16 protein-coding genes are annotated in these 19,283 nt (G+C 64.2%); 5 read left to right on the top strand and 11 right to left on the bottom strand.

All coding sequences use genetic code 11. The annotated features are described in order from the left end of the window. Nucleotides 1-33 precede the first annotated feature (33 nt). The 4 genes from I6F21_RS20655 to I6F21_RS20670 all read right to left on the bottom strand — a co-directional run bounded on the left by I6F21_RS20655 (nt 34) and on the right by I6F21_RS20670 (nt 5,432). Nucleotides 34-1,182 (bottom strand): amidohydrolase, encoded by a 1,149-nt coding sequence (locus tag I6F21_RS20655; RefSeq protein WP_225142738.1) that lies wholly within the window; start codon nt 1,180-1,182, stop codon nt 34-36. Nucleotides 1,183-1,465: 283 nt separating this feature from the next. Further along, nucleotides 1,466-1,897, bottom strand: coding sequence for a RidA family protein (locus I6F21_RS20660; RefSeq protein WP_225142736.1), 432 nt, complete (start codon nt 1,895-1,897; stop codon nt 1,466-1,468). A gap of 18 nt (nt 1,898-1,915) precedes the next feature. Further along, nucleotides 1,916-3,097 carry an acyl-CoA dehydrogenase family protein gene (locus I6F21_RS20665; protein ID WP_225142734.1) on the bottom strand — a complete coding sequence of 394 codons (1,182 nt, stop codon included), beginning with the start codon at nt 3,095-3,097 and terminating at the stop codon, nt 1,916-1,918. Between the two features lie 16 nt (nt 3,098-3,113). After that, entirely contained in the window at nt 3,114-5,432 is a 2,319-nt protein-coding gene (locus I6F21_RS20670) for a bifunctional salicylyl-CoA 5-hydroxylase/oxidoreductase (RefSeq protein ID WP_225142732.1), read from the bottom strand. Between the two features lie 280 nt (nt 5,433-5,712). Here I6F21_RS20670 and I6F21_RS20675 point away from each other — a divergent pair, with 280 nt between their 5' ends. Next, complete coding sequence (locus I6F21_RS20675) at nt 5,713-6,219, top strand: MarR family transcriptional regulator (RefSeq protein WP_036013463.1); 507 nt, start codon at nt 5,713-5,715, stop codon at nt 6,217-6,219. Between the two features lie 12 nt (nt 6,220-6,231). On the opposite strand, the gene I6F21_RS20680 is transcribed toward I6F21_RS20675, so the two are convergent. The 7 genes from I6F21_RS20680 to I6F21_RS20710 are packed head-to-tail and all read right to left on the bottom strand — an operon-like array spanning nt 6,232 to nt 13,621. Beyond that, on the bottom strand, nt 6,232-7,896 hold the full coding sequence (locus I6F21_RS20680; protein WP_225142730.1) for an ATP-dependent acyl-CoA ligase: 1,665 nt from the start codon (nt 7,894-7,896) through the stop codon (nt 6,232-6,234). Nucleotides 7,897-7,905: 9 nt separating this feature from the next. Next, a complete protein-coding gene (locus tag I6F21_RS20685; RefSeq protein WP_225142728.1) occupies nt 7,906-9,063 on the bottom strand; it encodes an ABC transporter substrate-binding protein in 1,158 nt (385 codons plus the stop codon). Between the two features lie 58 nt (nt 9,064-9,121). After that, on the bottom strand, nt 9,122-9,904 hold the full coding sequence (locus I6F21_RS20690; protein WP_225142726.1) for a cyclase family protein: 783 nt from the start codon (nt 9,902-9,904) through the stop codon (nt 9,122-9,124). Between the two features lie 35 nt (nt 9,905-9,939). Beyond that, a complete protein-coding gene (locus I6F21_RS20695) occupies nt 9,940-11,181 on the bottom strand; it encodes an SDR family NAD(P)-dependent oxidoreductase (RefSeq protein WP_225142724.1) in 1,242 nt (413 codons plus the stop codon). Further along, entirely contained in the window at nt 11,178-12,356 is a 1,179-nt protein-coding gene (locus tag I6F21_RS20700; protein WP_225142723.1) for a thiolase family protein, read from the bottom strand. The genes I6F21_RS20695 and I6F21_RS20700 overlap by 4 nt, the downstream gene beginning before the upstream one ends. A 22-nt stretch (nt 12,357-12,378) precedes the next feature. Continuing rightward, nucleotides 12,379-12,807, bottom strand: coding sequence for an organic hydroperoxide resistance protein (locus tag I6F21_RS20705; protein WP_311735370.1), 429 nt, complete (start codon nt 12,805-12,807; stop codon nt 12,379-12,381). Between the two features lie 31 nt (nt 12,808-12,838). Continuing rightward, nucleotides 12,839-13,621: an aspartate/glutamate racemase family protein gene (locus I6F21_RS20710; RefSeq protein WP_225142721.1), complete on the bottom strand. Its 783-nt coding sequence runs from the start codon at nt 13,619-13,621 to the stop codon at nt 12,839-12,841. Between the two features lie 633 nt (nt 13,622-14,254). Between I6F21_RS20710 and I6F21_RS20715 the strand changes: the two genes are divergently transcribed. From I6F21_RS20715 to I6F21_RS20730, 4 genes are read left to right on the top strand one after another with little or no spacing between them, the layout of a single operon-like run. After that, on the top strand, nt 14,255-15,403 hold the full coding sequence (locus tag I6F21_RS20715) for an ABC transporter substrate-binding protein (protein WP_225142719.1): 1,149 nt from the start codon (nt 14,255-14,257) through the stop codon (nt 15,401-15,403). A 42-nt stretch (nt 15,404-15,445) separates the two neighbouring features. Continuing rightward, nucleotides 15,446-16,489 carry a branched-chain amino acid ABC transporter permease gene (locus I6F21_RS20720; protein WP_036013420.1) on the top strand — a complete coding sequence of 348 codons (1,044 nt, stop codon included), beginning with the start codon at nt 15,446-15,448 and terminating at the stop codon, nt 16,487-16,489. Further along, nucleotides 16,486-18,255: a branched-chain amino acid ABC transporter ATP-binding protein/permease gene (locus I6F21_RS20725; protein ID WP_051057140.1), complete on the top strand. Its 1,770-nt coding sequence runs from the start codon at nt 16,486-16,488 to the stop codon at nt 18,253-18,255. Before I6F21_RS20720 ends, I6F21_RS20725 begins: the two co-directional genes overlap by 4 nt. Beyond that, nucleotides 18,252-18,965 carry an ABC transporter ATP-binding protein gene (locus I6F21_RS20730; RefSeq protein ID WP_109144179.1) on the top strand — a complete coding sequence of 238 codons (714 nt, stop codon included), beginning with the start codon at nt 18,252-18,254 and terminating at the stop codon, nt 18,963-18,965. The genes I6F21_RS20725 and I6F21_RS20730 overlap by 4 nt, the downstream gene beginning before the upstream one ends. The last annotated feature ends 318 nt before the right edge of the window (nt 18,966-19,283 follow it).

Here is a 19,283-nt window from a genome sequence, read left to right on the forward strand (position 1 = left end):
CGATACGCTGTCACTCCGTCCGGAATTCTCTATTTAGCCAAGCAGGTTGCGTATGGTGCGCACGAATATTCTTGCACCAATTTCTATCAACTGATCCGGAAAGTCGTAGTTCGACTCATGCAGCCCGGGATGCTCTTTGCCGGCTCCCAGGAAAAACATCGCCGACTTCGAACGGGAGCCAAAACGTCCGAAGTCCTCGGAGCCACGCAGTGGAAGGCCCTCCGCCGAATGTCGCACCCCCTCTGCGTCCAGCGCGCTTCTAAGCTGGGCAACAGCATCGACGTCGTTTGCGCAATGATTGAAGACGTCGCGATAAGCGATTTCCGTGCTCAGCCCCTTGCCGGCCGTCACGCGCCGAACCAAGTCTTCCGCCTCCAGGCGGAGCCGTTCCATCATCATGTCGGTGCATGTTCTCAGTGTCGCCCACAATTCGCCGAAGCCCGGCGCGATACCGAACGCAGGCTCCCCAAGTCTTGCGTGGGTGACCGTCAGCATTGAGAAGTCGTCGTCTAGCTCCGTCCCGCGCCCGAGCGCGGGTATCTCCAGCAGAAGCCTGGCGAGCGCGTCTTTCGGGGAGACACCAAGCTCCGGATTCGACGCGTGCGTCGTTCGTCCTGATAATCTGATCTGCATTCCTTGCGAGGCGCAATTCACCAAACCTTCGGCAAGAGAGACCTGTCCAAGACCGAGGCCGGGAAGGTTATGCAGCGCGAAGACAAAGTCGGGCCGCATCTGCTCAAACTTCGCGTCAGCCAGAACGGCGGCCGCACCGGACCCGTCCTCCTCGGCCGGCTGAAACAGGAGCGCTACGCGACCTCGGCTTGGACGTTGCTGGCTCAGATTTTGCGCTACGGCCGCCAGAATTGCCATATGACCATCATGACCGCAGAGATGGGCCTTTCCTGCTATCAGCGATCGATGCTTGAGTTCTGATTTTTCTTGAATCGGCAGTGCATCCAGTTCGGCCCGAAGCATGATCGTCGGGCCAGACTCACGTCCATCATAGATTCCAAGCACGCCGTGACCACCGAGGCCCGAAACGATCCTGTCGGCACCCGCCGCCTGAAGACGGGCCCGCACGGCTTCCGCGGTTTTTGCCTCTTGCCCCGACAGTTCCGGCACGGCGTGAAGATGGCGTCGCCATGCCACCAATTCATTCAGATCGTTCTCGGTCAGGAACATTGGGCTTCTTTCTCACTCATGACCGGCGGCGAAACGCCTGTTGTAGTCGCTGCACTGCTCTCGTCAATTCGATCGCGCGGAAGCCGAGCTCAGTATCACGCCTCAGACCGTCTGCTCAAATTTGCAGTCGATAGATTTTTGTGCATCTCCCGGTGCACACATGGTGCACACGCCGCCCCTTAGCCGATTGAAAATATTGAGCTCTCGCTCCAATCCATCACGGGCGCCGTAGAGAGCTTTCCATCGTCGCGGTCTCGCCGCGGGCCTGCGGCCGACGCCTTCGTCAGCGCGGGACGACGGCCGTCGCCTCGATCTCGACACGCGAGGATGGCTCGACGAGACGCACGACCTGCACCAGCGCCATGCTAGGGTAATGGGTGCCAATGACCTCGCGATAGACTTTGCCGAGCGCTTTCAGGTTCGACACATATTCGTCCATGTCCACGACGTACCAGGTCAGGCGCACGAGATGGTCCGGCCGCGCGCCTCCCTCTGCCAGAATCGCGACGATGTTCTCGAGCGTCTGGCGGACCTGCGCAACGAAGCCGTCCGCAAATCGCCCGGCTGCGTCCCAACCGACCACACCACCCGTCACGATGAGTCGTCCTTCAGCCATGACGCCATTCGCATACCCCTTCGGCTGCGGCCAGCCGCTGGGCTGAAGCAGTTGCAGACCACGCGCAACGGGGGCTTCCGGCTTGCTGATCGTGCTCATGCGTAGTTCTCAATCCCTTCAGCGCGGCTTCAACAGCTCGCGGGCGACAATCAACTTCTGGACCTCGGTCGCACCCTCGTAGATGCGCAGCGCGCGGATTTCGCGGTAGAGACTTTCGACGACCTCTCCCTTGCGCACGCCGCGGCCGCCGAACATCTGGACGGCACGGTCGATGACGCGCTGCGCGGTCTCGGTGGCGGTCAGCTTCGCCATGGCGGCTTCGCGCGTCGTCGGAAGCTTCTGGACATCGCGGCGCCAGGCCGCGCGGTAGCTCAGCAGCGCCGCCGCGTCGGTGTCGGTCGCCATGTCGCCGAGCGCGGCCTGGGTCAGTTGAAGATCCCCCAGCGTCGCACCGAACATGTTTCGGCTGCGGGCATGCGACAATGCCTCGTCGAGCGCGCGACGGGCAAAGCCGAGGGCTGCGGCGGCGACCGATGCGCGGAAAATATCCAACGTCTGCATCGCGAGCTTGAACCCGCCCCCGGGCGCGCCGAGCCTACGGCTCGCGGGAATCCGGCAATTGGTGAAGCGCAACGTGGCCAGCGGGTGCGGCGCGATGACGTCGATGCGCTCGGCAATGCTAAAACCGGGATCATCCGGAAAGACGACGAAGGCCGAAATGCCGCGGGCGCCCGGCGCCTCGCCCGTTCGCGCAAACAGCGTATAGACGTCGGCAATGCCGCCGTTCGAGATCCAGGTCTTCTCGCCGTCGATGACGTAGTTGTCGCCGTCGACCCGCGCCGTGCAGGACATCGCCGCGACGTCCGACCCCGCCTCCTTCTCGGAGAGCGCGAAGGCCGCGAGCCATTCGCCGGAACGCACCTTCGGCAGCACGGCCTTGCGCAACTCCGCCGAGCCACCCAGTGCAATCGCTCCGGAGCCAAGCCCCTGCATGGCGAAAGCAAAATCGGCGAGGCCATCGGCATAGGCCAGCGACTCGCGCGACAGGCAGATCGAGCGGGAATCGATCGACGTCGCATCGCCATCGGGCGACGCCGCGACCGCGCAATCGAGCAACCCCGCTGCGCCCATCGCGCGCACAAGCTTGCGACAGGCACCATCCACATCATTGTGATCGATCTTGTCGAGGGCTCCCGACTGCACGAAGCGATCGAGCGCCTCGCCGATCGCAAGATGGCGGGGCTCGAAGAACGGCCAGTCCAGCCATTCGCGCCGGATCATCTTTACCACGGAGTTCATCCGATCCCTCCTTCGCTCACTGCGCGGCCACGGCAGCGGCACGCGCCAGATTGGCTTCGTATTGTCCCTTGGCGGACAGATACTGCTTCGGCCAGTTGACCGCTGTGATGCCGATGCGCGCGGCTTCGTGCAGCGTCCAGGCCGGGTCGGCGAGATGCGGCCGCGCAATCGCGCAGAGATCCGCGCGGCCAGCCGCGAGAATCGAGTTGGCGTGATCGGCCTCGGAGATCGCACCGACTGCTATCGTCTCGATGCCGACTTCGTTGCGGATCAGATCGGCGAATGGCGTCTGGAACAGGCGGCCGTAGATCGGCCGTTCCTCCTTCCAGACCTGTCCCGAGGAGCAATCGATCACGTCTGCTCCCGCCTCCTTGAACATCGCAGCGAAGATCGCGGCGTCGGCCGGCGTGTTGCCGCCTTCGGTCCAGTCATGGCAGGACAGCCGCACCGACATCGGCCGATCGGATGGCCACGCCGCGCGCATCGCCCTGAAGACCTCCAGCGGAAAGCGCGCACGATTTTCGTGGTTGCCGCCATATTCGTCAGTCCGCCGGTTGGTCAGCGGCGAGAGGAAGCTCGATAGCAAATAGCCATGGGCGCAATGAAGCTCGAGCCAATCGACACCGGCGTCGGCAGCACGGCGCGTTGCGGCGACGAAATCGTCGCGGACGCGGTCCATATCGCTGCGGTTCATCTCCCGCGGCAACTGGCTGTGCGGCAGATAGGGCAGCGCGGAAGCCGAGATCAGCGGCCAATTGCCTGAAGCCAGCGGTTGGTCAATCCCCTCCCAGGCGAGCCGGGTCGATCCCTTCCGCCCGGCATGGCCGAGCTGGATGCCGACCTTGGCATGTCCGAGGCTATGGACCAGATCGACCAGCCGGCGCCATTGTGCCGCTTGCTCATCATTCCAGAGCCCGAGACAGCCCGGCGTAATCCTGGCATCCGGTGAGACGCAGGTCATCTCGGCAAAGATCAACGCGGCGCCGCCCATGGCGCGCGCTCCGAGGTGGGCGATGTGGAAGTCGTTGATCAGCCCGTCCTTCGCCGAATACATCGCCATCGGCGAGACCATGATGCGGTTCGCCAGCGTGAGGCCGCGCACGCGGTGCGGCGTCAGCATCGGCGGCGGTACCCGTTCGCCGTCCTCGACGGCGATGCCCGAGCGCGCGGCAAACCATCGCTCGAATCCTTCCAACCAGGCACGGTCGCGCAGGCGCAGGTTTTCATGGCTGATGCGCTGGGAACGCGTCAGCATCGAATAGAAGAATTGCGGCGGTTCGAGCGTATCAGCATAGCGCCGGCCGACCACCTCGAACCATTCCATCGCATTGCGCGCGGCGTTCTGGATGCGCGCCACGTCGACGCGGCGTACTTCCTCGTAGGCCTCCAGCACGGTCTGGATGCGGTCGCGCCCGTGACCATGGTGATCGAACTGGTTGGCGAGCTCGATGGCGTCGTCGAGCGCGAGCTTGGTGCCCGACCCGATGGCGAAATGCGCGGTGTGCGCGGCGTCCCCCATCAGCACGACATGGGAGCGGCCGTTGAACACGCTCCATTTGCCGCAGATCAGGCGGCTGAAATTGAGCCAAGCCGAGCCGCGCAGATGGCGGGCGTTGGTCAAGAGCTTCGCACCGTCGAGCGTCTCGGCGAAGATCTTCTCGCAGAAGTCGATCGACCCTTGCTGATCGAGCTCGCCCAGCCCGTGAGCATTGTAGGTCTCTTCCGTGGTCTCGACGATGAAGGTCGAGGTCTCCGCGTCGAACTTGTAAATGTGTGCCTGGAACCAGCCGTGCTCGGTCCTCTGGAAATCGAACGTGAAGGCGTCGAACGCCTTCTTGGTGCCGAGCCAGATGTAGCGGTTCGGCCGGATCACCATGTCCGGCTGGAACTGTTCGGCATAGCGGGCGCGAATCCTGGAGTTGACACCGTCGCAGGCGACGATCAGGTCGGCGTCGGGGAATTCGAGATCGGACTCCACCTCACGCTCGAAGGCGAGCTCGACACCCAGAGCCTCGCAGCGCCTCTGGAGAATGTTGAGCAGATGCTTGCGACCAATGCCGATGAAGCCGTGGCCGGTCGTGCGCTGGCGCGTCCCCTTGAAGATCAGCTCGATGTCGTCCCAATGATTGAAGGCGTCCTCGATCTCGGCCGCGCTTTCGGGGTCGGCAAGACGCATCGCAGACATCATGGCATCGGAGAATACCACCCCCCAGCCAAACGTATCGTAGGGCTTGTTGCGCTCGACGACCGTGACGACATGTTCCGGATGTCGACGCTTCATCAGGAGGCCCAGATAGAGGCCGGCCGGCCCGCCGCCGATACAGACTATGCGCATGATCCCTCGCTTTCGCGCGTTGCGCCGAGCTCTCACCCAATTATTTTAAGTATAAAATATTTCCTCGACGCGTGCCTTGTCAAGGCGGTTCTGCAAAGGCCCTGGAGGGCACGCCCCTCGCCGCAGCGTCGATCTGAATTTTAGTGTAAATCGGATGCACGGCGGCGCCGATTCCGAATCCTTCGGACCCAGCCTTGAATTTACTTTTGGCACGAACTATCTTGCCAATGTCACGAGAGCTGCGCCAGCTTTCGTAAGCCACGAAGCCCGGGAGATTCGATTGGCACTCGCGAAGGAGTCCACCCCTGTTTCGGCCAAGAACGAGACGGATCAGGAGGCTGAGTACAGGGCTCAAACACGCCTTTGGCTCCGACTGCTCGCCTGCACGTCCCTCATCGAAAGCGAGTTGCGGCGCCGGTTTCGCGAAGAGTTCGACTTCACGATGCCCCGCTTCGACGTTCTCGCCCAGCTCGACCGCGAACCAAGCGGACTTGTGCTGGGAGAGCTGCCCAAGCGCCTGATGGTCTCCGCCGGGAACCTCACGCCAATCGTCGACCGCCTGGTCGCAGATGGATACATCACCCGCACGGCGTCGAACCTCGACCGGCGGGTGCAGATCGTCTGTATGACGGTCGAAGGCCGCAAGATCTTCAGGCGAATGGCCAAGAGCCACGGCGCATGGCTTGCCGAGCTGCTGGCGGATTTCCCGGCAGATCGGTTCGATGGATTGATCGGCGAGCTCGACGAACTCAAGGCCGCCGTCAGGGACGCCTTGCAAAAACCTTGAGCGGATACGACGTCAGCGTCGTACCTTCACTCCGGCCGCTTCGCGATCCCATGTATCCGTCGTGACACCGGCATCGCGCAGCACGCCCTTCTTGATCTTGCCGTTCTCCGTCAGCGGCATCTGACCGAGGATTCGCACATAACGCGGAATAGCGAAATAGGCGATCCGTCCTTCGCAATGCCTGACGATGTCGACGGGCTGTAGCAAGTGGCCCGGTTCCAGCAGAATCGCAGCAGCAACTTCATCCTCACCCAACTCCGACGGCAGCGGGTAGACCGCGCAGGCAGCGACCGCGGGGTGCGCCTGGATCGCCTGCTCGACCTCCCACGAGGACACGTTCTCGCCGCGCCTGCGGATGGAATCCTTCATGCGATCGATGAAGCGATAATGCCCGTCGGAATCGCGAACGACCCGATCGCCTGAGTGGAACCACAGATTTCGCCAGGCCTCCACGGTCTTCTCCGGCATGCCGAAATAGCCGGACGCGAACGCAAAGGGTTCTCTCGCGCGAAGCACGAGCTCGCCGGCCTCTCCATCAGGCAGCGCGGAATCATTCTCGTCGACGATCCGCGCCTCAATGCCATCGGCCAGGTACCCCATCGTCCCCGCCCGATCCGACGGAATCGTGCCGGCGAACACGAAATTCGTCTCCGTCGACCCGTAGCCGTCGACCAGCGGTACGCCGAAGCGCTCGCGGAACGGGCCGTGGATTTGCGGCGGCACGCCGCCGCCAAGAGCGACACGAAGACGATGCATTGACTCGTCTGCGCTCTTCGGCTGTGCCAGGAGCATCGACGCCATCGCACCGAGCAGATAGCCGACCGTCGCATTGTGCTGTCGCGCGGCAGCCCAAAAGCCGGAAGCCGAGAACTTCGGCTCGAGCACGTACGTGCATCCGTTCAGCAGCGCCTGATAGAACGCATTCAGCGCGTTGGTGTGGAACAGCGGCAGCGTGGTGAACAGCACATCGCCCTCGCGGATTCCGAGCGCGCGCGCCGAATAGACGCCCCACCAGAACAGCTGCGCCTGCGGACAGCACACACCCTTCGCAGGCCCCGTGGTGCCCGACGTATAGAGGATCGCAACGGTGTCACCGGGACGCACGGCGCCGGCCGGGGCTGCGGCGCCAAGAGGCGGCAGCGGGACCGCGGAAAGCCTGGCACCGATTGCGTCGGCGGCAGCTCCGATGATCCAGGTCCGAGGCGGCAGCTCGACATCCGCCTCGACACTCTCGACCGCGCTGGCGAACTGAGCCTCGATGACGAGCAGCGCGGGACGCGAGTTGCGGAAAATGTGGGACAGCTGGAAGCCGCGCAAGGCGGTATTGATCGGGACCGCAATCGCCCCCAGCCACGCACAGCCGAGATAGACCTGCAAGAACTCCGGACGGTTCGAGCACATCAGCGCGACCCGGTCGCCCGGCTTGATCCCGGCATCGACCAGCGTCTGGGCCGACGCAGCCGCAATCGTCGCAGCCTGCGTAAAGCTCCAACGCGCCTCTCCGGCAACGAGCAGAAGGCGATCGCCGTAACGCTCCGCCTGGCGCGTGAGCATCGTCGAGAGGATGCGCTCAGACGGCGGAAACGACGCCATCGCGCGCGCCCAGGCAGGCGTCACGTCCTCACCGCCGACCACCTCGCTGATGTTCGCCAGCGCATCTTTCTCCATTGCGACCATGCTCGCACCTCAAGGCAACAGCTTGTACTTGCCGTCCTCGATCTGAACCATGATGCGCGAGCGATCGTCGACTCCATGCCGGTCCGCCGGCGTGTAGGTGTAGACGCCCTGCGTCCCGACGACCTCCTTGGTGGTGAACAGTGCCTGGCGAATCGCGGTACGGAACTCAGGTGAGCCTGGTTTGGCACCGGTTGCCAGCGCACGCTTGGCGGCGTCGGCGAAGATCAGCCAGCCGTCGAAGGAATAGGACGAGAATGAATCCGTCGGCGCCTCGCCATTGGCCTTTTCGAAGGCCGCGCGGAAATCCAGGGCGACCTTCTGGATCGGATTGCTGGCCGGAAGCTGCTCCGCCGCGGTCACAGGTCCCGTCGGGCACATGATGCCATTGGCGGCTTTGCCGGCCAGACGAAGGAAATCGGCGCTGATCAGCCCGTGATTGCCGTAGAGCGGTCCCTTATATCCCCGCTCGGACAGAGCGATGACCGGCAGCGCGCCTGGCGTGCCGGTGCCGCCGAGCATGATGGCGTCGGGACGCGCGGCGAGTGCGCGCAGCACCTGAGCCGTCACCGAGGAGTCCGACCGGGCATAGCGCTCGTTGGCGACGACCTTGATGCCGGCGGCCTTCGCACTCTGCTCGAGCGAATTGTACATGAGATCGCCGAACGCATCGGAGAAACCGATGAAGGCCACGGTCGTCAGGCTCTTCGCCTTCATGTGGTCCACGATTCCTTGCACCAGAAGCGGCGTGGGCTGCGGCGTCTGCACGACCCAAGGACCGCCGTCGCCTGACGCCACCGGTGCGATCGGCGACACCGCGATCATCGGAATCTTCATCTCGATGGCCGCGGTCGCCATCGCGAGCGTCTGGGGAGCGCCGGACGTGCCGATCAGGATATCGACCTTCTCCTGCTCCAGCAGCTTGCGCGCATTGCGTGCCGACGCGGTCGGATCGGAGCCGTCGTCGAGCTGGATGACCCGCAGCTTCTCGCCGCCAATTTCGCCGATATAGGCCTGACCTGCCGCGATCCCCTTCGCGTTGGGAATACCGATCGATGACACCGGCCCACTGAGGCCGGTAACGAATCCGACGAGGATCTCGGCTCGCGCGAATTGCGGAACGGCAAGCAGCAATGCAGTGGAAGCCACCAGGCTCTTGATCAAGTTCATGGCACCTGTCTTTCGGGAGAATTTCTTGTTCTGGCTGGCGAGCGCCATGGATTGGGGCTCAAGTGGACGACACCAGAGCGATGACTCGAAGCGGGCTGCCGGAGCCGTTCTGGATCTTCAGTGGCGAAGCCACGATGACGGCGCCGGTGGCCGGAAGCTGATCCAGGTTACACAGGCATTGCAGGCCGTAGCGGCCCGCGCCGTGCAGGAAGTGATGCGCTGGATAGGGCGGCTCGAAGTGCCCGGCCTGCCCCGCATCCGTGCCGATGGTTTCGGTGCCGAAACCGATGACACCGCGCTCCTCCACCAGCCACTTCATCACCACCGGGTTCGGGCCCGGCGTATGCGCGCCGTCGTCCCCGAGATTGGAGTAGTCACGCCAGCCCTTCTTCGACCAGTCGGTCCTGAGCAGGACCCAATTCCGCTCAGGGATCCGGCCGTGCCTGGCTTCCCAAGCTTCGACAATCGGGACGGTCAGCAGGAAATCGGGATCCTGCGCCGCCTGCGCCGAGCAGTCGATGACACAGGCCGGTGCGATCATGTCCTTGGCCGGCATCGTGTCGACGGCATTGTTCGGCAGGTTCTTGCCGGTGAACCAGTGAATCGGCGCGTCGAAATGCGTGCCGGTGTGTTCGCCGAACGTAACGTTGTTCCAGTACCAGGCCGGGCCGCGACCATCGTATCGCGATATCTCCTGGATGCGGACAGGCGCGGCCTGACCGAATTCCGGCGGCAGGACGATGACCGGAAAGTCCGGACTGAGTGTGAAGGTCAGATCGACGACGCGCACCGCGCCGGAAGAAATCGCACTCGCCAGCTCCAGGAGACTCTTGCTTTGCATCGTCACGTCCTCCAGCTCGGTTGAAATCCCGCTTCTTATCGGTCGAGCTCGCGCTCGAGCGCTTTCGGATTGGCCGCGAGACGTTGCCGGATCTCTTCGGCGACATCTCCGACATACATCTCTTCGAGTCCGTTCTTGAGGCCCGACACGACCGCCTGCGCGATCACGCGCGGCGCGACCTTGGGCGGCGGCACGGTCTGGAACCATTCGGTGTCGACAGGGCCGGTGAACAGGTTCATCACCCGGACGCCGCCCGGCCGCAGCTCCGCGCGCAAGCAATGCGACAACGACAGGCAGGCGGCCTGCGAAGCCGAGTAGGCGCCGAAGGCGGGCCAGTTCGCTAGTGCATAGACCGAGAGAATATTGACCCATGCCGCGCTGCTGTTGATGCCGTCGGCACCGCGCATCCGCATGGCGGGGCCAAAGGCTTGAGCCAGATTGATGAAGCCGAGATAGGCCTGGTCGATCTCGTCCCGTGCGATGCTCGTGCCCCTGCGATCGAGCAGGCCGCCCGGCCGGACATATTCCGTCGTGTTGACGAGAATATCGACCTTGCCGCCGATGTCGGCCGCAAGATCGGTAGCCGATTTTTCGTCAGCAGCATCGAGAGTCACGATCTCGATCCCGTCTTGACCGCGCAGCCGCTCCTCGCCGGCGAACGGCCGCCATGGTTCGGCAATGCCGACGAACACCGTCTTGGCGCCCGCCGCCTTCAAAGCGGTGACGGCTTCCTGACCGATGACGCTGCGGCCATTGGTGACGAGCACGCGACGGAATTTCGGATCGGCCGTCATTTCCCGCCACTGCTTGTCGTCTGCCATGTTGGGAGTCTCCCCTTCGGGACGGGCAAAGGCCACCGCCTGGCCGCTCTTGTCGAGTTGCAGCGACATGCTGACGGCCGCGCCCTCTGCGCAGTCGGCATGAAGATGTGCGACGATCGTCGGACCGCAATCCATCTTGACGAGGCCGATCCGCCACGGCGCCCGCTCGCGGAAATAGACGTCGCTCGGCACCAGCGCCGTTGTCTCGGCAAGCAGTACACCTTGCCGCGGCGCATCGACGAAAGCGAGGCCGGCCGAAAGACAAGACGGGCAGGCTTCGCGCGCCGGATAAGCAAAGGTGCCGCAAGCCTCGCAGCGCTGCAGCATAAAGCGGCCTTCGGCGGCCGCGCGCGTGAACCCGTGCGACATCCTGCTGCGCGGTCGCGGTGGCGAGGCCGGTAGCCGCGTCCGCAGCAGCGGGTTCTTGCGCCGGGGCGGCTTGATCTGCTCTATCATCGCGACGGTCCAGCAAAGATCGCGGCACCCGAGGCGAGACCACGATCATAGTTGATCATACCGAACCCCGAGGCCAGAGCGAGGCTCGCATTCCTGACCTGCGTGGGACCGGCACTGCCCAGAACCTGCCGCAACCCTTCAACGAGGCCGAGGTAGGCGCCGGCGGCACCGGCCTGCCCGACCGAGAGCTGTCCGCCCGAGGTGTTGTGCGGGAAGTCGCCATCGATGGTGAGATCGTGTTGGCGCACGAACTCAGCGCCCTCGCCCTTCTTGCAGAATCCGAGATCCTCGAACTGCATCATCGTGATGATGGGATAGTCGTCATAGGTCTGCACGACATCGAGATCGTCAGGCTTGACGCCGGCCATCGCATAGAGCTCGTCGACATCCATCGCCCAGCCGCCGCGCACCTGCATCGGATCGTCGGCAAAGGCATTGTGCCGCTCGATCGTCGAAAGGAGTCGCGCGGCGGGCAGCTTCAGGGATGAAGCCGTCTCATCGCGCATCACGAGGAAAGCTTCCGCGCCCGCACAGGGCATCACGCAATCGAACAGGTGGATCGGATCGGAAATCGGCCGGGCCGCCAGGTATTGCTCGAGCGTGAGCGGAGCCTTCATGAGCGCATGCGGGTTGCGCAGGGCATTGGCGCGCTGGGCGACAGCGATCTTGCCGACGTCCTCGCGCGCGACGCCGAACATTCGCATATAGTTGCGCGCAATCAGCGCAAAGCTGGCATTGGCGCCGCCCGCGCCGTAAGGATAGACGGCGTCCTGATTGAACCGCGAGAAATTCTCCAGCGTCAGCCTGAACGAATCGACGTGATTGGTGTCGCCAGCGACGCACGCCACGATGTCGGCATCGCGCGCCTGAACCGCGCGCGCCGCCTTGCGCAGCGCCGCAATAGCGCTGGCGCCGCCGAGCGGGATCGTGTCCAACCACCGGACGCAGAGCCCGAAATGCTGTGTCAATCCGATGCCACTGTCCGTGCCCATGGTGAAACTGGAGACGCACAGGCCGTCGATGTCGGAGGCCTTGATGCCGGCCTGCGCGACGAGCGCGCTCAGCGCCCGCCCGATCCACCACTGCGCGCTCTCGATGGAGTAGCGCACATAGGGAATCGTGACGGGAGCCGCGATCACCACGCCGTCATATGGTGCGCGCAAGGTGTTGGTCACCGACCGCCCTCGTTCATCCGCCTCAGACCACCGTCAGTTTCACGTCAATATTGCCGCGGGTTGCGTTCGAATAGGGGCAACGCTCATGCGCACCGGCAACGACCTCTTCGGCCACGGCCTTCTCGACACCAGGCAGGCTGACCTTCAGCTCGACAGCGAGCGCATATCCGACGGGCACCGGCCCCATCGCAACCTTCGCAGTCACGGACGGCTCGGCAGAGGGCACCACCTTCCGCGTGCGCGCGACGAGCTTGACCGCGCCGAGAAAGCAAGCGGCATAGCCGGCCGCAAAGAGCTGCTCGGGATTGGTGCCTTCGCCGCCGGGACCACCCATCGATTTCGGCAAGGACAGGGACACCGAGAGCAGACCGTCAGCGCTGACCGCCTTGCCATCCCGACCTCCGGTCGCCGCCACCTCGGTCTCGTACAGGATCTTTTCGGGGGTCATCATTATTTGTTCTCCAGGAACGGTTTTTCGAGGACTAGCGGCTGTTACGGGCAAGTAGCGCGCGGAAGTCATCGCGGGCCTGGGCGCTGGCCCGCCTGAAGCTCGGCCCGCGGCTGGGCTCGGTGCCATTGAGCTTCCGGAGCTGTACCCACATCTCGGCACTCTTGAGCGCCACGGCCGCGCAGTTGACCACCGGAGCGTGGCCGACCTTCAGGCCATGCTCTCGCCCGATCAAGAGGCCTGGCAACACGCCGGCCGGGATCACGACATCCGCGCCGCGTTCCACCAGCGGGAGCGCGCAGGCGACGAAGTCCTTGATCATGCGGGCTTGCGCGGCAGCGTTTCCGGCGAACGCATCGGAGAAATCATCCGGCCTGCAGCCAAGGCCGGTCACATGGACGACGCGATCGCCGAGGCCGTAACGCTCGGCCTGCTCATAGTGCAAGACCTCGAAGACGGGATCGAGCGTCACAAGACCCAGCCGCCGCCCGAGTTGTGAGGCCGCCAGCAACGTCGCCTCGCCAGTCCCAATCACGGGAATGTCGAGCGCCGAGCGCAGCTCGTAGAGTCCGGGATCCTGAAAATGCCCCATGACGAAGGCGTCGAACCCACCCTCCTCCGCTGCAATACCGTTGTCGATTGCCTGGACCGCACAGCGCAATTCCGCGAGCCGTCCGAACTCGCGGTCCGGCGGACTGATGCCCTGGACGTGGACCGTCGTGCCTGGCGCAGCGATGTCGTTCAGGTATTCCGACAGCCGCGCCATGTAGGGCGCATTCACGCTCGCATCAACAAAGCTCTGCCAGAAGATGCGCATCGTCCTTCTCCTCAAGCGGTGATCGGAGGATCGGTCGTCGGCTGCCGATGGATATATTTCAACCATAAACTAATTGACGCGTCAAATGCGCGCGGCGGCGACGGCGACCAGTGCCGTCGGGGTCAAGGCGAGCACGGCTTTTTCTATGGGTCGATGAGCGCAGAAGCGCCGCACACTGACGAAATTGTATGCAACAACATTTTTTTCTGACAGCCCCGTGACACGTGTTGACGGCGCCACCGGAGTTACTTTAGGCTTTAAGTAATTCCTCGCCGGTCAAAGACCGGTGGCCATGACAATGATGTTGCAGGGCACCGATTTTGAGAGACTCGATCGTGTGGACAGTCGCCGTGCTCGAACAGCCGGCCTTAGCAGCAGCATCGCCGGTCGCGCATCGCGGCGGCACCGACGACCTTTCATCGCTCCGGAAAAGGCCCGCTTGCATGTGCCGGTGGGCCTATCGTTCGCGCGGCGCACAACATCATGGCTGCTGAGCGCCCGGAGCACACACTCTTCGGTCGCGCCCGGTTTTTGGCGCCGCAGCAATGTTTTCAATCGGGCGGTTCGTCGTTCGGGGACCCCGTGCGGCAGCATCGAAGCATTCCTATCCAGCATCAACGGAGGAGAACGCATATGCGCAAGACTCTGAGTTTACTTGCACTTGCCGCCGGCATCGTCACAGCCCCCGCCGCGCGGGCCGATATCACCATCGGCTTCGTCACCTCGCTCAGCGGCAACGGCTCGTCGATCGGCATTCCCTACGGGCGCGGCATCAACGCGGCCTATGAATACAAGAAGACCATCAACGGCGAGACCGTCCGCCTGATCCAGCTCGACGACGGCTCCGACCCGTCGGCCGCGACCCGCAACGCGCGCAAGCTGGTGGAAGAAGAGAAGGTCGACCTCCTGATAGGCACCGCGACGGCGCCCTCGACCATCGCCATGGCGGCGGTGGCGAGCGAATTGAAAGTGCCGATGATCGCGGTCTCGCCGATCGGCAAACTGCCGGAAACACCCGAGCAGTGGGTGGTGTCGGTGCCGCAGCCTGCGTCCCTCCTCGTCAAGATCATCGCCGATCGCATGAAGCGCGACGGCATGAAGAACATCGGCTATATCGGCTTCTCCGACGCCTGGGGGGACCTCGTCTACAACGGCGCCAAGGCGGCGGAGGCCGCCGGCGATGTCAAGATCCAGACCAACGAGCGCTATGCGCGCACCGACACTTCGGTCACCGCGCAGATCCTCAAAGTGCTCGCGGCGCGGCCGGACGCCGTGCTGGACGGCGGCTCGGGGACGCAAGGCGCGCTGCCGCTCCTCAGCCTCGCGGAGCGCGGCTTCAAGGGAAACACCTACGGCACGGTGGCGCTCGTCAATCCGGACTTCGTGAACGTCGGCGGCAAGGCGGCCGAAGGCATCCAGGTCTCCGCCGGCCCGGTCATCGTGGCCGAGCAGCTGCCCGACGAACATTTCGCCAAGAAGATCGCGCTGGATTTCCGCAGCGTCTACCAGAAGGTCCATAACATCCCGACCACCGACGGCTTCTCGGCCTACTCCTTCGACGCCTGGCTGATCTTCGCCAACGCAGCGGAGCGCGCGCTCAAGACGGCGAAGCCCGGCACGGCGGAATTTCGCGCCGCCCTGCGGGACGCGATCCTCAGCACCAAGGAGCTGCCCGGCGTGCACGCCATCTACAACTTCAAGCCCGGCTCGGTGACCGGCGTCGATGAGCGCGCGCTGGTCGTGGTGCGCCTGACGGGCGGCGCCTGGAAATACGCGCCGTAGTCGGACAGGCCAGGCCACCAGAACAAGGGGACGGCGTTCTCAATGACGAGCGACATCGCAGCCATTCTTGCGATCGATGGGATCGCCACCGGCGCAGTCTACGCGCTGGTGGCAATCGGGACGGTCCTCATCTTCACGGTGACACGGGTCATCTTCATTCCCTTTGGCGACATCGCCGCCTTCACCGCGCTGACGCTGGCGGCGCTCGACGCGAAGCGCTTTCCCGGCACGGGCGCGCTGGTCGTCATTCTTGCGTGCCTCGCAACCCTGATCGAAATCGTCTCGCTGCTGCGCAACGGCGAGCGTCGGCTGGTTCCGCGCGCTCTCTTCTTCTATCTCGCATTGCCGCTGGCCGTGGTTGGCCTCGCCTGGCTGACCATGCGCGCCGATCCGCCGCTCGCCATCAGGCTCGTGCTGGCCTTGATGCTGATCACCCCCATCTCCCCGCTGCTGGACCGGATCGTCTTCCGTCCCATTGCGGACGGAACGGTGCTGCTGCTCCTGACCGTTTCCGTCGCCCTGCACTTCGCGCTGGTCGGCCTTGGGCTGCTCTTCTTCGGTCCCGAGGGTGTCAGGACCGAGCCGCTGACGTCATTGTCGACCGAGTTTGCGGGCGTGCTGATCTCGGGCCAGACCATGCTGATCGTGATCGCAGCCCTCGTCTTCTCTGGCCTGCTCTATCTCTTCTTCGACTTCACGCTGGTCGGTAAATCGCTCCGCGCGACGGCCGTGAACCGGACCGGCTCCCGCCTGATGGGCATACGTCCCGCCCGCGCCGGCACCATCGCCTATCTCCTGGGTTCGCTGATGGCCGGCGTCTCCGGAATCCTGATCGCGCCCGTCAACACCATATTCTACGATTCCGGCTTCCTGCTCGGCCTCAAGGCCTTCGTCGGCGCCATCGTCGGCGGCATGACGAGCTATCCCGGCGCGGCCATCGGCGCCGTCGGCGTCGGTATCCTCGAAAGCTTCGCATCCTTCGAGAGCAGCGCGCTGAAGGATGTCATCGTGTTCTCGCTTCTGATCCCGATCCTGATCTGGCGATCCCTCGCCTCGCTGCATTCCGAGGAGGAGATCGAGGAATGACGCGCCTTCACGTTCAGCTCGCGGCGGTGGCGGCGGTAGCGTGCCTCGCGCTCGCGCCATTCGTCCTCAACCCCTTCAGCATCACGCTGATGAACTATATCGGCATCTATTCGCTGGTCGCGATCGGCCTTGCCCTGCTCACCGGCGTCGGCGGCATCGTGTCCTTCGGACAGGCCGCCTTCGTCGGCGTCGCGGCCTATGCCACGGCCTGGGTCTCTGCTCTGAATGGATCTTCCCCGTGGCTCGGCCTCGTGTTCGGGGTGGCGCTGACCTGCGGTGTCGCCACCGTCCTCGGCGTTGTCACCTTGCGGCTCCAGGGCCATTTCCTGTCGCTCTCGACCGTCGCCTGGGGGCTCGCCATCGGCTTCCTGTTCGGCAATGTCGAGGGGCTCGGGCGCTTCAACGGCATCTCGTCGATCCCGCCGATCAGTATCGGATCGTTCGCGCTCGTTTCGAGCGCCCAGATCTATTTCCTGATCTGGGGCATCGTCGTCGTGGTGCTTTTCCTCGGATACAATCTCCTCGATTCCCGCGTCGGCCGCGCCATGCGCGCGCTGCGCGGCGGCAATATCCTGGTCGAAAGCCTCGGCATCAACGCGTTCCGGATCAAGCTCGTGACCTTCGTGATCGCGGCCTTCCTCGCCTCGCTCTCCGGCTGGCTCTACGCCCATATGAGCCGCTTCATCAGCCCGGGCCCGTTCGAGGCCGGCATGGGCATCGAATATCTGATGATGTCGATGGTCGGCGGCGCCGGCAGCCTGCTCGGCGGCGTCGTGGGCGCCGCTATCGTCACCTTGCTCAAGAACAGCGTGCAGGACTATCTGCCGTTGATCGCCAAGGGCGCGTCCGGCCAGCTCGAGATCGTCGCCTTCTCCGCGCTGTTCATCCTGTTCCTGCAATGGGCGCGGCAGGGCATCGTGCCGTTCGTCGCGCGCTACTTGCCGAAGATCAAGCGCGAACGGCCGCCAGCCGCCCCGCCCCTGCCCCGCCGTCCCCAGCCGAAACCGGGCGAACTGCTTCTGAAGGTCGACGGCGCCGAGCGGCGGTTCGGCGGTCTCGTCGCCGTCAACAATGTCAGCTTCGAGGTCCGCTCCGGCGAGATCCTCGCCGTCATCGGCCCGAACGGCGCCGGCAAGAGCACGATGTTCAACTGCCTGACGGGCGCGCTCAGGGTCAACAAGGGCGAGATCGTCTTTGCCGGACGCGCCATCACGCGCGATCCACAATCCCGCATCGCGAGGGGCGGAATCGCCAGGACCTTCCAGCATGTGAAGCTGCGGCCGCGCATGAGCCTGCTCGAAAACGTCATGCTCGGCACCTACGCGCGCACCAGCACGGGCCTGTTCGCCGGCGCATTCCGCCTCAACCAGCGCGAGGAAGCCAGCACCCGGCACGAGGCCTTGAAGCAGCTCGAACGCGTCGGGCTCGGCGACAAGCCGTTCGAGCTCGCGGGCAATCTGCCGCTCGGCAACCAGCGCATCCTGGAGATCGCGCGCGCGCTCGCCGCAGACCCGGCGCTGCTGGTGCTGGACGAGCCGGCCGCGGGCCTGCGCCGCCAGGAGAAGCTCAGGCTTGCGGAGCTGCTCCGCTCGCTGCGGTCGGACCATCTGACCATCCTGATCGTCGAACATGACATGGAGTTCGTGATGTCGCTGGTCGACCGCATCGTCGTGCTCGACTTCGGCTCCAAGCTCTGCGAGGGCGCGCCCGCCGCGATCCGGAGCGACGAACGGGTTCAAGAGGCCTATCTCGGAGGCGTCGCGTGAGCGAGATGTTTTCCATGACGGATGTGACCGTCTGCTACGACAATGTCGAAGCGGTCCGCAACGTCTCGCTGTCGGTCGAGGAAGGCCAGATCGTCACCGTGATCGGCCCGAACGGCGCCGGCAAGACCACGCTGCTAATGGCCGCTATCGGATTGCTCGCCTCCCGCGGCCGCCTCGTCTTTCAAGGCAACGACATCGGCAGGATGTCCGTCGAGGACCGCGTCGAGCGTCGGCTGTGCCTCGTGCCGGAGAAGCGCGAGCTGTTCTCCGACATGTCGGTCGCCGACAATCTCCTGCTCGGCTCCTACAGCCTGCGCGACCGCTCGGGCGTCCAGAAGACGCTGGACGAGGTCTATGATCGCTTTCCACGCCTGAAGGAGCGGCAGCGCCAGGCCGCCGGCACCCTCTCCGGCGGCGAGCGCCAGATGCTGGCGCTCGGGCGCGCGCTGATGGCCAAGCCGAAGCTGCTCATGCTCGACGAGCCGAGCCTCGGCCTCGCACCGCTGATCGTGCGCGAGATCTTCCGCACCATCGCCTCGCTGCGCGACCTCGGCGTCTCGATCCTGCTGGTCGAGCAGAACGCCCGCGCCGCGCTGGAGACGGCCGACTACGGCTATGTACTCGAGACCGGCGAGATCGTGCAGTCCGGCCCCGCCAAGGATCTCATCCACGATCCCCGGCTCATCACAGCCTATCTCGGCGGACACTAGCGCTGATCTGGACAGGCAGGGTCGCTGGAAAAACAGAAAGTCGAAAACAACCCCATGCACAGTAGCCGCTGACAGCGTTTTCAATGACTTGCGGCGAGGCTTACGGATTTTACGAAAACAGGTTGTTCCGTCGGGCAAAACAGGGGCATAATGCCATCATCGCCGCTCCGGATGCCGACGGCTTCAACCGCCAACCTGGACTTCCGTTTTCATAAGGTACACTGCAAGACGCGCCGACCGTCTGAATCCGTGCGACGCCACCTCCAACGCTCTCGCCAATCTAGCGCGTGGACTCGTAACGCGCGGTCAGCCATAGCC

The organism is Bradyrhizobium sp. NBAIM03, from assembly GCF_020194055.1.
Taxonomy (GTDB): Bacteria; Pseudomonadota; Alphaproteobacteria; order Rhizobiales; family Xanthobacteraceae; genus Bradyrhizobium; species Bradyrhizobium yuanmingense.

What these genes read in the sequence shown, in the direction of transcription:
- I6F21_RS20655 (WP_225142738.1), bottom strand. Translation starts at nt 1,182, where the DNA reads ATGTTCCTGACCGAGAACGATCTGAATGAATTGGTGGCATGGCGACGC.
- I6F21_RS20710 (WP_225142721.1), bottom strand. Translation starts at nt 13,621, where the DNA reads ATGCGCATCTTCTGGCAGAGCTTTGTTGATGCGAGCGTGAATGCGCCC.
- I6F21_RS20680 (WP_225142730.1), bottom strand. Translation starts at nt 7,896, where the DNA reads ATGGTCGCAATGGAGAAAGATGCGCTGGCGAACATCAGCGAGGTGGTC.
- I6F21_RS20715 (WP_225142719.1), top strand. Translation starts at nt 14,255, where the DNA reads ATGCGCAAGACTCTGAGTTTACTTGCACTTGCCGCCGGCATCGTCACA.
- I6F21_RS20695 (WP_225142724.1), bottom strand. Translation starts at nt 11,181, where the DNA reads ATGATAGAGCAGATCAAGCCGCCCCGGCGCAAGAACCCGCTGCTGCGG.
- I6F21_RS20725 (WP_051057140.1), top strand. Translation starts at nt 16,486, where the DNA reads ATGACGCGCCTTCACGTTCAGCTCGCGGCGGTGGCGGCGGTAGCGTGC.
- I6F21_RS20720 (WP_036013420.1), top strand. Translation starts at nt 15,446, where the DNA reads ATGACGAGCGACATCGCAGCCATTCTTGCGATCGATGGGATCGCCACC.
- I6F21_RS20660 (WP_225142736.1), bottom strand. Translation starts at nt 1,897, where the DNA reads ATGAGCACGATCAGCAAGCCGGAAGCCCCCGTTGCGCGTGGTCTGCAA.
- I6F21_RS20670 (WP_225142732.1), bottom strand. Translation starts at nt 5,432, where the DNA reads ATGCGCATAGTCTGTATCGGCGGCGGGCCGGCCGGCCTCTATCTGGGC.
- I6F21_RS20665 (WP_225142734.1), bottom strand. Translation starts at nt 3,097, where the DNA reads ATGAACTCCGTGGTAAAGATGATCCGGCGCGAATGGCTGGACTGGCCG.
- I6F21_RS20685 (WP_225142728.1), bottom strand. Translation starts at nt 9,063, where the DNA reads ATGAACTTGATCAAGAGCCTGGTGGCTTCCACTGCATTGCTGCTTGCC.
- I6F21_RS20690 (WP_225142726.1), bottom strand. Translation starts at nt 9,904, where the DNA reads ATGCAAAGCAAGAGTCTCCTGGAGCTGGCGAGTGCGATTTCTTCCGGC.
- I6F21_RS20705 (WP_311735370.1), bottom strand. Translation starts at nt 12,807, where the DNA reads ATGATGACCCCCGAAAAGATCCTGTACGAGACCGAGGTGGCGGCGACC.